The organism is Kangiella sediminilitoris, from assembly GCF_001708405.1.
Classification (GTDB): Bacteria; Pseudomonadota; Gammaproteobacteria; order Enterobacterales; family Kangiellaceae; genus Kangiella; species Kangiella sediminilitoris.
The window spans coordinates 733922-749595 of sequence record NZ_CP012418.1; the positions used below are offsets into that span (position 1 = coordinate 733922).

General features: G+C 45.4%; 9 protein-coding genes. 8 read left to right on the forward strand and 1 reads right to left on the reverse strand.

Features of this window, described 5'->3' with window-relative positions:
- The first annotated feature begins 5 nt into the window (after positions 1-5).
- From KS2013_RS03430 to KS2013_RS03460, 7 genes are all read left to right on the forward strand, one after another.
- On the forward strand, positions 6-485 hold the full coding sequence (locus KS2013_RS03430) for a hypothetical protein (protein WP_068989787.1): 480 nt from the start codon (positions 6-8) through the stop codon (positions 483-485).
- Positions 486-495: 10 nt separating this feature from the next.
- Positions 496-939 carry a ribosomal protein S18-alanine N-acetyltransferase gene (gene rimI / locus KS2013_RS03435; RefSeq protein ID WP_228703721.1) on the forward strand — a complete coding sequence of 148 codons (444 nt, stop codon included), beginning with the start codon at positions 496-498 and terminating at the stop codon, positions 937-939.
- A gap of 56 nt (positions 940-995) precedes the next feature.
- Complete coding sequence (locus KS2013_RS03440; protein ID WP_068989791.1) at positions 996-2276, forward strand: mechanosensitive ion channel family protein; 1281 nt, start codon at positions 996-998, stop codon at positions 2274-2276.
- 71 nt (positions 2277-2347) lie between these two features.
- Positions 2348-3925: a peptide chain release factor 3 gene (gene prfC, locus KS2013_RS03445; RefSeq protein WP_068989793.1), complete on the forward strand. Its 1578-nt coding sequence runs from the start codon at positions 2348-2350 to the stop codon at positions 3923-3925.
- A gap of 8 nt (positions 3926-3933) precedes the next feature.
- A complete protein-coding gene (locus KS2013_RS03450) occupies positions 3934-4731 on the forward strand; it encodes a TatD family hydrolase (protein ID WP_068989798.1) in 798 nt (265 codons plus the stop codon).
- A 159-nt stretch (positions 4732-4890) separates the two neighbouring features.
- Positions 4891-7812, forward strand: a complete 2922-nt coding sequence (locus tag KS2013_RS03455) for a TonB-dependent receptor domain-containing protein (protein ID WP_068989801.1) — start codon at positions 4891-4893, stop codon at positions 7810-7812.
- 135 nt (positions 7813-7947) lie between these two features.
- A complete protein-coding gene (locus KS2013_RS03460; protein WP_068989804.1) occupies positions 7948-9717 on the forward strand; it encodes a GspE/PulE family protein in 1770 nt (589 codons plus the stop codon).
- A 25-nt stretch (positions 9718-9742) separates the two neighbouring features.
- Here KS2013_RS03460 and mltF read toward each other — a convergent pair whose 3' ends face one another.
- Positions 9743-11221: a membrane-bound lytic murein transglycosylase MltF gene (gene mltF / locus KS2013_RS03465; protein WP_068989807.1), complete on the reverse strand. Its 1479-nt coding sequence runs from the start codon at positions 11219-11221 to the stop codon at positions 9743-9745.
- Positions 11222-11383: 162 nt separating this feature from the next.
- Here mltF and purL point away from each other — a divergent pair, with 162 nt between their 5' ends.
- Entirely contained in the window at positions 11384-15280 is a 3897-nt protein-coding gene (gene purL / locus KS2013_RS03470) for a phosphoribosylformylglycinamidine synthase (protein WP_068989810.1), read from the forward strand.
- The last annotated feature ends 394 nt before the right edge of the window (positions 15281-15674 follow it).

Below are 15674 nucleotides of genomic sequence, written 5' to 3' on the forward strand. Positions count from 1 at the left end.
TAATCATGTCACATTGGAATAAAGCCTATCTGGATGCATTAGAGGTACCTGTCTGGGTACCTCTTCACGATCATACATCCACAAAAGACGATAACCCAACATCAGAAAAGTCAGAAGATACTGCTAAGGTTGAGGCTGAGGTTGCTTATAAGTTCAAGCGCCTGCATGGTGAAGAAAGTGCCAGAATTGCATTTTTGATTCCAAAAGAGATGGATTTAAAGACTGCATTAATTACTTTTCAGCAATTACAGTTCGCCTGGAAAGCCTGGTTAGAACAACCTTTGTCGGCAGCATTATTTCAGGAGGTCGAAGCTAACGAGAATGATAGCTCTGGGCTTCTTGATATTGAGAGCTTTGGCGGTCAAGTTATTGACTGTAGCCAGGGTGAGCAGGAATTAGATCTACCCACACTTGCCGGCCCCGCCTTTAATTTCAAAGAAGCTGACAAAAAAGCTTGGTGGCAGTTACTCCAACGACTTCATTAATTAGATGGAAATGTTAATTCGTCCTCTCACTAGCGGCGATCTTGATCAGATAGTAGCTATCGAACTTGAAGCGCATGAATATCCCTGGAAAAAGTCCATTCATAACTCTTGTATTGAAGTGGATTATCCCAGTCAGGTATTAGAGGTAGACGGTGAACTTGCTGCGTATGCAGTTTATAACTATCTATATGATGAATGTCATCTGATGAACATTACAACCCGACCTGATCGACAGGGGCAGGGCATGGCAACAAAAATTATTCATCATATCTACCAAGATGCTAAACAGCAGGGAATGAAAAATGTTTTGCTCGAAGTGAGAGCATCTAACCATCCCGCCATTCAATTTTATCTAAAAGAGGGGTTTAAAGAAATTGGTCGGCGCCCTGGCTATTATCCAACGAAAGAAGGAAGGGAAGACGCTCTTGTAATGCAAAAAGACTTAACTTGTTAAGCAAGGGACTGTTAGACTTAGCACTATTACTGAAGGTCTTATAGGCAGTTTAAGGAATGCAGCAACGATTCAGTCAATGGTTACAGGCACAAGGGTATGAATTTTCCGACATAACAGCTTTGTTGTCTGTTTTAGGATTAATTCTTGTCATATCCATAGCTATTCATTTCATTTTCCATCGCATTGTTTTACGATTTGTCGAGCGGATGGCGAAAAATTCTCGCCGTCGATGGCGCAAGGCTTTTTTCGAACGCAAACTATTCAGTCGCATTGCATTTCTATTGCAAGGCGTGATCATTTACATCCAAGCTTCGTTATGGCTAAAACCGGACACAGCGGTACTGGAATGGATACAGACCGTCACGATCCTATGGGTGTTGTTGTATGTCCTACTGACAGTATTCTCTGTCTTAGATGCGCTGTTGGATATGTCCCGTGGCGAATCCAGTTTAAAAGGACTGCCGTTGCGTGGCTTATTCCAGAGCGTCAAGATAATTGCTTCGGTCATTATCACCATATTAGCTGTTTCGACGTTGATTGGTAAGTCACCTCTGATAATTCTCAGCGGTCTTGGTGCCATGACAGCTGTGATTATGCTGGTGTTTAAAGATCCGATCATGGGGCTTGTTGCAGGAATTCAGTTGTCTGCGAATGATATGCTGGAAGTTGGAGACTGGTTGGAGATGCCATCTTATGGCGCTGACGGTGATGTCATTGAAATAGCTCTGACTACGGTGAAGGTTCGTAACTGGGATCAAACCATCACAACCATACCTACCTATGCACTGATATCTGATTCATTTAAAAACTGGCGAGGTATGGAAAAGTCCGGTGGTCGACGGATCATGAGACAGGTGTTCATTGACGCAACCTGTGTAGGCTTTCTGTCAGAAGATGATATTACCAGATTAAAAAAGTCGAAAGTTCTGGCATCATATCTGCAACAAAAGCAGCAAGAAATATCCGACTATAATCAGAAGAATGACTTAGATTTGAGCCTGAGCGTTAATGGACGCCGGATGACCAATCTTGGGACTTTTAGGGCTTACCTTTTGCATTATCTGCAAAACCGAGAGGATATACGTCAGGACATGACCTTATTGGTGCGTCAGGGACAGTCATCCTCAAAGGGTATTCCGATAGAAGTGTATGCCTTTACAGCTACCACTAAATGGGCTGAATATGAAAATATTCAGTCGGATATCTTCGACCATATATTTGCTATTCTACCTGAGTTTGGTTTGCGTCTTCACCAGTCTCCAACGGGACATGACTTCTCAAGTTTGGCAGACCTGAAAGATAATAATTTGAATGGTCGCGAAGACAGTAACAAATAGCTTATAATGCCCGCTTTTGCGGGCTTTGAGCTCCAAATTCATTCAATGCTGATAAGTACGAAGAGAGTGACATGTCTAAGTTGACGTCTGAAATTGAAAATCGCCGCACCTTCGCGATTATTTCTCACCCCGATGCGGGTAAAACAACCATTACGGAAAAAGTTCTGTTATTCGGTAAACAAATCCAGGAAGCGGGTGTGGTCAAAGGACGTAAGGGCAAACATGCGACTTCTGACTGGATGGAAATGGAAAAGGAACGTGGTATTTCTGTCACGACTTCTGTAATGCAGTTTCCCTATGGTGGCAAGACGGTTAACCTGCTGGATACCCCTGGACACGAAGACTTCTCTGAAGATACCTATCGTACCTTAACAGCAGTTGATTCGGCCTTAATGGTGATTGATGGCGCCAAAGGTGTTGAGGCAAGAACCATTAAGTTGATGGAGGTGTGTCGTTTGCGAGATACACCAATCGTTACTTTCATGAACAAAATGGATCGTGATATTCGTGACCCCATCGAGCTGCTGGACGAAGTTGAAGAGGTATTAAAAATTAAGTGCGCACCGGTTTCTTGGCCGATTGGCATGGGTAAGCAGTTCAAGGGAGTTTATCATTTACTGGAAGATAAAACGTATTTATATAAATCAGGCCAGGGCCATACCATACAGGAAGAACGAATCATCGAAGGCCTTGACAATCCTGAGTTGGACGAAGCCATTGGCAGTTTAGCGAGTGATCTGCGTGACGAGCTGGAGCTTGTACTGGGTGCCAGTCATGAGTTTGATCTGCAGGAGTTTTTGGAGGGTAAGTTAACTCCGGTCTTCTTCGGTACCGCTTTGGGTAACTTCGGTGTGGATCATATGTTGAATGGTCTAACCGAGTGGGCTCCATCACCTCTGCCACGCGAAGCAGATGAGCGCGAAGTGAAAGCAGCGGAGGATAAATTTACCGGCTTTGTATTCAAAATTCAGGCTAACATGGATCCTCAGCATCGTGACCGAATCGCTTTTGTCAGAATCTGTAGTGGTAAGTACCAGAAAGGTATGAAAATGCGTCATGTAAGATTGGGACGGGATATTGCAGTGAATAATGCGCTAACCTTCCTTGCTGGTGACCGTGAGCATCTGGAGGAGGCCTATGCGGGAGACATTATTGGCCTTCATAACCATGGCACTATTCAGATCGGTGATACCTTTACTGAGGGTGAAATTCTAAAGTTCCGCGGTATCCCAAACTTTGCTCCAGAATTATTCCGCCGTGTTCGCTTGCGCGATCCGATGAAGAATAAAGCGTTGCTCAAGGGGCTGGTTCAATTATCAGAAGAAGGTGCGACACAGGTCTTTAAGCCACAAAACTCAAATGACCTGGTGTTGGGAGCGGTAGGTGTGCTGCAGTTTGACGTAGTTGCAGCAAGACTTAAAAATGAATATAAAGTAGAGTGTATTTACGACCAGGTGAATGTGTCTACTGCTCGCTGGGTGACCTGTGATGATGAGAAAAAGTTTGAAGAATTTAAACGTAAGAATTCTGATAATCTAGCGCTCGACGGTGGTGACAACTGGACTTATCTAGCGCCAACCATGGTTAATTTGAACTTGGCAATAGAGCGCTGGCCAGAAGTTAAATTCCTTGAGACAAGAGAGCATTAAAAGAACAAATGTTTAAACCCAAACCGAAAGCGCCAAACATAAAACTGTTCGACAGTCACTGTCACCTCGATTTCCCTGTTTTTGATAAGGATCGGAACGTTATATTTGATCAGATGCGCAAGGTTGGTATTGAGGGAGTTCTGATTCCCGGTGTACAAAAGGATAACTGGAGATTCATTCGGCAGCTTGCCGCGATGCGACCTGAGGTCTCTGTTGCTTTGGGTTTGCATCCGATGTTCCTTAAGGAACATAAAAAGTCTCATATTCATGACCTTGAGCTCGCTGCAGGAGTCAAACCTTTGGCAGCCATAGGTGAAATTGGGCTGGATTTCTACGAGAAAAACCTCGATAGGAAAACTCAAATTAGCTTGTTTAAAGCGCAGATGGAAATCGCAAAGTCTTGTCGGCTTCCTGTGGTGCTGCATGTCCGTAAAGCCCATGAAGATGTCCTGCTGTACTTAAAGACCATGAAATTTCAGGAGGGGGGAATCGTTCACGCATTCAATGGCAGTATGCAACAAGCAGAGCGCTATCGTGACTTTGGTTTTAAGTTGGGGTTTGGTGGTGCCATGACATATCCTCGAGCTGTTAAGCTCAGGGACCTTGCGAAAAATTTGCCCCTAACGGATATTGTTCTAGAAACGGATGCGCCGGACATGATGCCTGCTAACTGCGATCACGATCATAATAGTCCACTCTTCATTTTTAATAATTTTAATACGCTGGTTGAATTACGAGATGAGCCAGCCTCGCAAATTGCTGAGCAAACGACTGCCAATTCTCGGCAGGTTCTGCGCGTATCATAGTGTATAAAGACAGATGATGTCACATTCTAGATAAATCCCGGTTGTTGTTGTTCATTTCTTAAGCTATATATCTGTAGGCTGCGAAAACTTTAATTGGAAATAAAGTCGCAGTTATAGCTTAAAAAACAATGAACTAATAAATAACAAATGGGGATTATCATGGATAAAAATCTATTTTTTCCACCCGTAAAAAAATTGTTAGTGACCACGGCAGTACTTGCCACTTTGGGCGCTAGCAATACCACCATAGCAGCTGAAGAAGAAACCGGTGCGGAAGCAGAACGAATTCTTGTGACAGGTTCTCGTATCCGTCAGGCTCAGGCCGAAGGGGCTAATCCCGTACGAGTTCTGGATCGCGAATACCTTGATCAGTCTGGTTTGAAAACCGTCGGTGATATTCTTGCTCGTTTACCTGCCGCAGGTTCAGCTTTAAATACACGCTTTAACAGTAGTGGTAACTTTGGTTTCCCACCTGATGGCGGTGGCGTAGGTGCTGGCGCTGCTCAGGTTTCGTTGCGTCATATGAAGGCAAAGAGAACTTTGGTGCTAGTAGATGGTATTCGTTGGGTCAATGGTTCCTCAGCATCGGGTGTCTCTAATTCCGTAGACTTAAATACCATTCCAATTAGTATGATTGAGCGCATCGAAATTCTCGAAGATGGCGCTTCATCAATTTACGGTTCTGATGCGATTGCAGGGGTTGTTAACGTTATTACCCGAAAAGATTTTGACGGCATGGAGTTCAACGCTTATGGCGGTATGTTTGATGAAGGCGATGGTGAAACCGGTCAATTTGATTTAGCGTTTGGTGCTTCCGGCGATAAACATCGTGTCTTCTTCAGTTTGAGTCATTATGAGCAAGACCCGGTTGACTCTATTGAGCGTGAATTATCAGCTTTGCCTAAACCAAATACCGGTTTAACTCGTGGTAGTTCGGGCACGCCTCAGGGGCGGTTCCTATTTTTAGGTCAGGATAATGATGGTGATGGCGATCCCGATGTAAATAACTTAACCATTAATGATGGTGTCACTGGGATCCCAACCTATGATCCTAACAATCCGGGTGGGGCGACCGATGATTTTCATACTTTCACAAACAATGACCGTTACAACTATGCTGAATATAACTTGTATGTAACGCCCAGCCAAAGAACGTCAATTTTTGGCCAGGCCGATTATCAGCTAACCGATAACGTGAACTTCTATACCAAGGCTTTGTTTAACAATCGGAAGTCAACTAACCGTGCAGCACCTGAGCCAATGTTTTTAGGGCCAGAGGCCGGTACAGGTGGTCTAGCTGATACGGTCAGTATTCATGAAACTAACCCGTACAACCCCTTTGGTATGACATTGGACGAGAATAACTTGATCTTCATCGGTCGTCGTCCTATTGAAGGTGGTCCACGTATCTTTAAACAAAATGTTGATACGACTTATGTTGGAATGGGCTTAAATGGTGATTTCATAGCCGGTGATAGTAGCTTCTACTGGGACTTGAATTACACCCATGGTAAGAATGAGGCCAAACAAACTACCTATGGTAGCTACAATATTCGCCATATCAAAAACGCGCTAGGTCCACTTTCCGACTGTCAGGCAATCGACGGCTGTGTGCCATTAAATATCTTTGGCGGTCAGGGTGACGGCTCTGGAACCATTACTCAAGAGATGCTTGACTATATTCAGCCCGTATTGACAGACCAGAGTGAGAATGTAATTGATACTATTTCTGCGAACATTACAGGTGACCTTTTTGAGATGCCGGCCGGTTTTGTGTCTTTCGCAGCAGGTATCGAGTCCCGTGAATATCGTGGTTATTATCAGCCTGATGCGATTATCGTGGCAGGGGATAGTAATGGTGTTCCTTCGACGCCAACTCGCGGTTCTTATGAAGTAGATGAGTATTATGCGGAGTTTAAGGTCCCTCTACTGGCTGATATGTCAGCTGCTAAGGATTTAAGCTTAACACTTGCAGCGAGAAACTCGGACTATAGTACTTTCGGTTCTGATACCACAACGAAGTTTGGCCTTTTATGGCGCGTAACCGATAACTTTATGCTACGTGGCTCTTTATCGGAAGGTTTCCGAGCTCCTAGTATCGGAGAACTTTATTCCAGTGGTTCGCGTTTCGATGCTGAGTTAGCGGATCGTTGTAGTGATTACGTTGGTACTCAGTATGAAACAAACTGTGCTGCGCTAGGGGTCCCTGACACTTACCAGCAGCTTAACAGTCAGATCTCAATCACAACAGGTGGTAATCCAGACTTAAAACCTGAAACGTCAGACAGCACCACTTTCGGTTTTGTTTTCAGTCCAGAACTGAACGTTGACTGGGTTAATACTCTGGATATCAAAGGTACTTATTACAAGCATGAACTCGAAGGTGCTATTGAACCAATCGATGCTCAGGCGCAGCTGGATCTATGTGTTAATACTCTGGACCCGCAGTTCTGTAATGGTATCAGCCGTACCAGTGGCGGAGCGATCAATGGCTTCAATAATCGACTGGTTAATATCGGTGCTATTGATACATCCGGCTATGATATTGAGATTAGCTATACCAGTCCGCAATATGACTGGGGTATGTTAAATGCCAGCTGGGTTAATACTTTTGTTAACGAGTACGTCGAGGAGTCATTGGGGCAACGAGTCGATCTCGCCGGTATTGAGCGAAATGATTCCGGTATTCCTGAGTGGAAGTCTCGCCTGGCGATGGGCTGGAAATTTGAGAACCTGGCGTTTAACTGGACAGTACGTCATGTAGATAGCCTGACAGAGTCTTGTAGTGACTTCCTGGATGGAACACCTGATAGCTTAACTAATTTAGGTTTATGCTCTAATCCAAACACTGCGAATAATTCTCTATCAACTAATAAGCTGGATGCCAGTACATACAGTGACTTCCAGTTCAGCTATTTCCCTGAGCTAGAGGACGTTGATATGGAACTAACTGTTGGTATTAATAATGCCTTCAATGAAGCGCCACCAGCATGTTATAGCTGTTCTTTGAATGGTTATGATCCTTCGGTTTATGACCCAGAAGGTAGCTTCAGTTATGTCTCAGTAAAGATGAAGTTCTAAGCTGAAACAAAACGTTCGATAAAATGGGGCTTCGGCCCCATTTTTACTATTAATTATTAACTAACTCTTTGAAAAAACAGAAAGATGCTTTAACCTGAGTGAAGAGATCATAAGCTGATATGGCTACAATAACGCATGACTTCACCACTATCATCTATACATATTCTGCAGTTATTATTAAAAGCTGACTGGATCACGCAGGAGCAATTTGATGCTGCAAAGATCCATCTGCGACGCGCTGATCACAAGTTACATCCTATTGAGCAAGTCGCTCAGCTATCACTGACACGACACGACCAAAACCAGAAAATAATTGATGAAGAAGTTCTAACCCGTTTTGTAGCAGGCCTTTATAAACTTCCCTACTACCGAATTGATCCCCTTAAAGTCAAAGTAGACGAAGTGACCGAGGTAATGTCGTACGCTTACGCGCAGCGTCATGGAATATTAGCGGTGGAGGTAGATGAGGGCGAGGGAGCAGTTAAAGTTGCGGTCATGAATCCAGAGAACTTATCCTGGAAAGAAAGTCTGGCCCAAATTGTCAGTAAAGACATAGTACCAGTCTTTGCAAACCCAGCTTCCATTAAACGCTATCAAAAAGAGTTTTATCAACTCTCTGCATCTGTAGCCGGTGCCAAAAATACCAAGATGCAGAATGACTCTAATGTTCAAAATCTTGAGCAATTAATTGAGTTGAAGGAGGGCGAGGAAGCTGATGCCAATGACAAGCATATCGTACAAATTGTTGACTGGCTTTTACAATATGCCTTTAAAGAACGAGCCAGTGATATCCACATTGAACCACGTCGCGAAGTAGGAAAAATCCGCTTTCGTATTGACGGTGTATTACATAATGTTTACGAGTTACCTATTGCTATTACGCATGCTGTTATTTCGCGTCTGAAAATATTAGGTCGAATGGATTTAGCTGAAAGACGTAAACCCTTGGACGGAAGGGTAAAAACCAAAGCACCAAACGGACAAGAAATCGAACTACGTTTATCCACTCTGCCAACAGCATTTGGAGAAAAGTTTGTTGGCCGTATTTTTGATCCAACAGTGTTAACGCGAGAGTTTTCTGAGTTAGGACTCGAGCCAGAAACCGAGCATACGTGGCGAGAGCTTATCGGTCAGTCAACAGGTATTGTATTACTGACAGGGCCAACTGGCTCGGGTAAAACAACGACCTTGTATACTTCACTAAAATTATTGGCAACCTCGGAAGTTAATGTCTGTACAATTGAAGATCCGATAGAGATGGTTGACCCGAGGCTCAATCAGATGCAGGTTCATCATGATATTGATCTCGATTTTGCTGCGGGCGTGAAAGCTCTTTTGCGTCAGGACCCTGATATCATCATGATCGGTGAGATTCGCGATAAGGAAACGGCGCAGATGGCAGTTCAGGCTGCGTTGACGGGACACCTTGTTATTTCCACGCTGCATACGAATGACGCTCCATCAGCGATGAGCCGTCTGATTGAAGTCGGCGTTGAACCCTATCTGCTTAATGCGACCATGCTGGGTGTTATGGCGCAGAGACTCGTTCGTACCTTGTGCCCAAGCTGTAAACAAAAAACAAAAATTAATCCCGATGCCTGGAAAGTTTTAACCCATGGCGATGTCAGTGATACCTTAGTAATGCCGGAAGAGGTCTATGAGCCTGTTGGCTGTGATGATTGTCGACATACCGGTTATCAGGGTAGACAGGGTATTTATGAGCTGATGCGTGTTACAGATGATCTTAAAGATCTCATCCATGATGATGCACAGATCAAAAGCTTGCGCAAACAGGCACAGAAAGATGGTATGCACTTACTCAGAATTAGTGGTGCCTACAAAGTGGCACAAGGACTGACGACTATTGAGGAAGTGTTGCGGGTCGCTCCAAAAGATAATAATTAGAAGTAACAGTAACAGGCCTTACCTGTTACTGCTTTTCTTCTTCAACATCACCCTGATCTTCAATGGCTTCATCGATGACTTCATCAGCGGGTTCAATGTCATTTTCTTCCGGCTCTTCCTCAACCAGTTCCGCAGCACCAGGCTTGGGCTCTTCCAGTTTCTTCAGGACCTGATAGTAGCGGCGGATGTTATTGACATACTTGACGGGCTCATCGCCGCGGGCGTAACCAAATCGAGTTTGTGAATACCATTTTTTCTGTCTTAGTAGTGGCAGGAACTTTTTCACTACAAGCCACTTATCAGGATTTTCCCCAGCTTTCTGGGCCAGACGTCTGGCGTCTTCCAAATGACCAAAGCCAACGTTGTAACCCGCAAGCGCGAACCAGGTACGATCGGGGTCGCTGATTCGATCCGGGATCTTATCCTTCATAAGACGGAAGTATTCGGCGCCGCCCATTATGCTCTGCTCAGCATCGATTCTGTTTTCGATACCAAGTTGGCGGGACGTGTCCTGGGTTAACATCATTAAGCCCCTAACTCCGGTAGGAGATCGAGCTTTGGGATTCCAATGCGACTCTTGATAGCCCATTGCGGCCAGGAACCGCCAATCCAGGTCGTCACCGGCAGCTTCATAGAAAAATGGTTTGAACTCTGGGAGCTTGCTTTCAATAGCGCGATGGAAAGCGCGGCTACCGACATAGTCAAACTTGGATAAGTGCCCATAGTACCGCTCGATAAGATAGGACAAGGTTCCATCTTCACGGATACGACTAAAGAACTCTATCACTTTGATAAATAGACTGTTATCTTCACTCTTACTGAAGACCCAGGCCAGGTCTTCTGGCTCAGAAACACTAAATGCAACTGCTAACTCAGGTTGAACCTGTCGCATTAAATCAAGCTCATTTGAGTCAACGATAGTATATTTGATTTCTCCTGAAAGTACCTGATCCAGCAAGTCCTGCGTGGTCAGGTCCGAGCGTTCAGTCCAGCTTAAATTAGGATAGTCTTCCTGAACATCATATAGATCTTCAGAGTGGGAGCTATTACCTATAACGGTCAGTTGCTCATCTACCTGGGAAAAATCTCTAGGTCGCTTGGTTCCTTTGAGGTACACCAGCTTACTGGTAATGCTCTGGTATGGAGGACCAAAGCGTAACCTTTCCTGACGCTGTTTGGTCACGGTTAAACCTGCGGCAGCGAAGTCTACCTTGCCTTCTTCAACTTCGCTTAAGATCTTGGCGATATCATTATGTGTGACGATTTCTACGCGTACGCCCAGATCCTCAGCGAATAGTTTGACCAACTCGTACTCAAAGCCCGAAAAACCACTCTCACCGACTGACATTGTGGTTGGAGAAATACGGCTATAGACTTTGATGTAGCCCTTATCCTTAATGCGTTCGAGCTGTGATTTTTGCTGATAGTCGCATGAAGTTAGACCCAGTACTCCAATAGAGATGAACGCAAGCAAGCCAAGTGTTTTCGCAAAATGGTTTATCATTCAATGATTATCAAATAGTTATCCTCTAGTCGGCATTATGGGGGTAAATACTAAAAAAGTGCAAATTTAAGCGTTTAAATGCATTCAATGTCTTATCAAAAAGTCCTAGATGGAGTAAAATTTGCGCACTTATGTCATCCACTCCACAGTTTAGAGAAGTTTATGCTCATACTACGCGGAAACCCAGCCTACTCACAATTCCAGAAACAACGTTTATTTGAAGAAGCTAGCGCCATAGAGCCAAAAATTGCAGAAGTTTATGGTGAGTTTGTCCATTATGTTCATACTAATGACGAATTGACCGAAGATGAACTGCAGGTGCTGGATCGCTTGCTGGAGTATGGGCCTTCACGAGTTACCAGTGAACATACAGGTAAACGTATGATTGTAGTTCCACGTCCTGGCACCATTTCTCCATGGTCCTCAAAAGCGACAGATATCGCACAAAACTGTGGGTTGGAAAAGATTATCCGTATTGAGCGCGGCGTAGCGGTCTACTTTAATACTGCCGAGGGAATCAGCATTGAGGCTGACGTTGCTGAACGCTTAAAGCCACTTATCCATGACCGCATGACTCAGGCCGTTCTTAGTCAGCACCAGGAAGCAGAGCAACTTTTTGTACAGGAAAGCCCGAAGCCTTACGCAACGGTCGATATCCTGAAGGGTGGTCGTGAAGCGCTGGAAATAGCCAATGTAGAGATTGGGCTGGCATTAGCGGATGACGAAATCGATTACCTGGTTGAAAGTTTTACGCAGTTGGGTCGCAACCCGATCGACGTTGAGCTTATGATGTTTGCACAAGCGAACTCAGAGCACTGCCGTCATAAGATTTTCAATGCATCGTGGACCATTGATGGCATCGACAAGGATCTATCGCTATTCAAAATGATCAAAAACACCTATGCCAATAATTCGGAAGGTGTCCTCTCTGCGTATAAAGATAATGCAGCTGTTTTTGAAGGTTTTAGCGCTCATCGTTTCTTCTCCAATGCTGAAACTAATGAATATGAGTATCACCTAGAGCCAGTTCATGTCCTGTGTAAAGTAGAAACCCATAACCACCCCACCTGTATCTCTCCGTACCCTGGTGCTTCTACGGGTTCTGGTGGTGAAATTAGAGACGAAGGCGCGACTGGTATTGGCGGCAAGCCAAAAGTCGGTCTAACCGGCTTTACGGTATCGAATTTGCGTGTACCTGGCTACGAGCAGCCATGGGAAACTGATTTCGGCAAGCCTGAACGTATTGTCACCGCCCTTGATATTATGTTGGAAGGTCCGATTGGTGGCGCCAGCTTTAATAATGAATTTGGTCGTCCTGCGGTGAACGGATATTTCCGTACTTTCGAAGAAAAGTTCACATTCGAATATGGCGAAGAAGTTCGCGGTTACCATAAGCCGATCATGATTGCGGGCGGTATGGGTAACATTCGTGAGCAGCATGTTGAGAAAAAAGAAATTAAGCCGGGTTATAAAGTTATTGTATTGGGTGGCCCTGCAATGTTGATTGGTCTGGGCGGTGGTGCTGCATCATCAATGGCATCAGGTTCCAGTCAGGAAGATCTCGATTTTGCTTCGGTACAGCGTGACAACCCGGAAATGGAACGTCGCTGTCAGGAAGTCATCGACCGTTGTTGGGCGATGGGTGAACGTAATCCAATTGAATTCATCCACGACGTGGGTGCTGGCGGCTTATCTAACGCTATCCCTGAATTAGTACACGATGGCGAGCGTGGCGGTAAGTTTGAATTACGCCGTGTACCGAATGCCGAGAAGGGTATGGCACCTGTTGAAATCTGGTGTAACGAAGCGCAGGAACGTTATGTTCTGGCGGTTGCTCCAGATAGCCTCGAGCGCTTCGAAGCGATTTGTTCGCGTGAGCGCTGCCCGTTTGCCGTAGTGGGTGAAGCGACGGAAGAGCTGCACCTTGAAGTCAACGATGAGCATTTCGAGAATAAACCGGTCGACTTACCAATGGACATTCTGTTTGGTAAGCCACCAAAGATGCACCGCGAAGCAAAAACATTATCTAAGCCATCGACGAAGTTACCTCAGGTGGCAAATATTAATGATGCCATTGATCGGATTCTGGCTCTGCCAGCGGTCGCCGATAAGACCTTCTTAATCACCATTGGTGATCGTACTGTAGGTGGTATGGTGTCGCGTGATCAGATGGTTGGTCCTTGGCAGGTTCCGGTAGCGGATTGTGCAGTGACTACTTCGACGCATAATAGTTACTCAGGCGAAGCCATGGCGATGGGTGAGCGTACTCCGGCAGCATTGCTGGATAGCGCGGCTGCAGCCCGCATGGCGGTCGGTGAGTCACTGACGAATATTGCCGCAGCCAAGATTGAAGATATCCGAAAAATCCGTCTGTCAGCTAACTGGATGGCTGCAGCTGGTGCACCGGGCGAAGACGCCAATCTTTATGAAGCGGTTCAGGCCGTGGGTATGGAACTATGCCCTGAGCTGGGGATTACAATCCCGGTAGGTAAAGACTCCATGTCGATGAAAACGGTATGGGAAGAAAACGGAGAGAAGAAAAGCGTTACTTCGCCACTGTCACTGATTATTTCAGCTTTTGCCCCAGTAACTGACGTGCGCAAGAGCTTAACGCCTCAGTTACGCACCAATAAAGGTGAGACAGAGCTATTGTTGATTGACCTGGGACGCGGTAAGAACCGTCTGGGCGCAACAGCCTTCACACAGGTTTATAAGCTATTGGGTAGTGAGCCAGCAAACGTTGATTCAAGCGCGGATCTGAAAAACTTCTTCGATGCTGTGCAGACATTAAACCGTGACGATCTGGTCCATGCTTACCATGACCGCTCGGACGGTGGCTTATTAACTACATTGGTTGAGATGGGCTTTGCCGGTCATTGCGGTATCAGCGTTGATTTAAGTGGCCTCAAGGGTTCTGCTGAAGAAATTCTGTTTAATGAAGAGCTGGGTGCGGTATTACAGGTTCCGGCAGACAAGCGCGCTGCAGTAGAAGCGGTTCTGAAACAATATAAAGTAGACGAGTTCAGTCACTTCATTGGTGTCCCAGCAGAAACGCAAACGTTCAGTATCACGAAAGATGGTGACGATATCGTATCTCGTGAGATGAAGGATTTGCGTGCGATCTGGTCTGAATTAACTTATCACATGCAGAAGCTTCGTGATAATCCGAAGTGTGCTGAAGAAGAGTACCAGGCGAAGCTGGATATGAGTAATCCGGGTATCAAGCCAAAACTAACCTATGATATACACGAGAATATCGCAGCGCCAATGATTAACGGTGGGGTTCGCCCACGCGTGGCTATCCTTCGCGAGCAGGGTGTTAACAGCCATCTAGAAATGGCGGCGGCACTGACCAAAGCTGGTTTTGAATGTGTTGACGTCCACATGAGCGATATCCTTAGCGGTCGTGTCAGTCTGAATGACTTTATTGGTGCCATGGCCTGTGGTGGCTTCTCGTACGGTGACGTTCTGGGTGCTGGTGAAGGTTGGGCGAAATCAATCTTATTCAATAGCCGAGCTCGCGACGAATTCGAAGCCTTCTTTAACCGAGGCGATACCTTCAGTTTAGGTATCTGTAATGGCTGTCAGATGATGTCAAACCTAAAAGAACTGATTCCAGGTGCGGACCATTGGCCACACTTCGTTAAAAACGAATCGGCGCAGTTCGAAGCCCGTTTTGCCATGGTTGAAGTCGCAAAATCACCATCACTGTTCATGCAGGGCATGGAAGGTTCTCGCCTGCCAATCGCTGTATCGCATGGTGAAGGTCGCGCGCAATTCAAGTCAGACGAAGCTGCAGATCAGGTTAATCAGTCAGGACTGGTTACCGCTCGCTATGTTAACAACTACGGTGAAATTGCAGAGACTTATCCAGCCAACCCAAATGGCTCAGCGCATGGTATTACTGGCCTGACGACCACAGATGGTCGCGTAACGATCATGATGCCACATCCGGAGCGTGTTGCTCGTACGGTACAGAACTCGTGGAGACCGGATGAGTGGAGTGAAGACGGTGCGTGGCAGCGTATATTCTACAACGCCCGTCGTTCGATTGGTTAGTCTTGCTTATCATCCCGCGGTTTGACCGCGGGATCCTGCGTATTTAATTAGAAGTATATTTCGTTCTTTCAGCGAGTTACTTTTTCTTAACGCCTAAGAAAAAGTAACCAAAAAGAAGTGCGCCCCGACATCGAGGTTATTCTCCGAATAACTTCCTTCGCAATCCTCAAATCACTTAACGCACCATGAAATACAGTCCGTCCCTGGCCTGAATTTCATTATTCAAAACGTCCTGTTTTGAATTGCTATGATTTGTTTATTGCTCAGCTCAATGTAAGGGGAAGAAACCCTCGAAGTCGCTATCGCTCTTTCGAGGCTACGCTTGTTTGATCAACGTAGATATCAAAAAATGTTCCACCAAACTCATTATGCCCTGAAAACCCATGAGGACCAT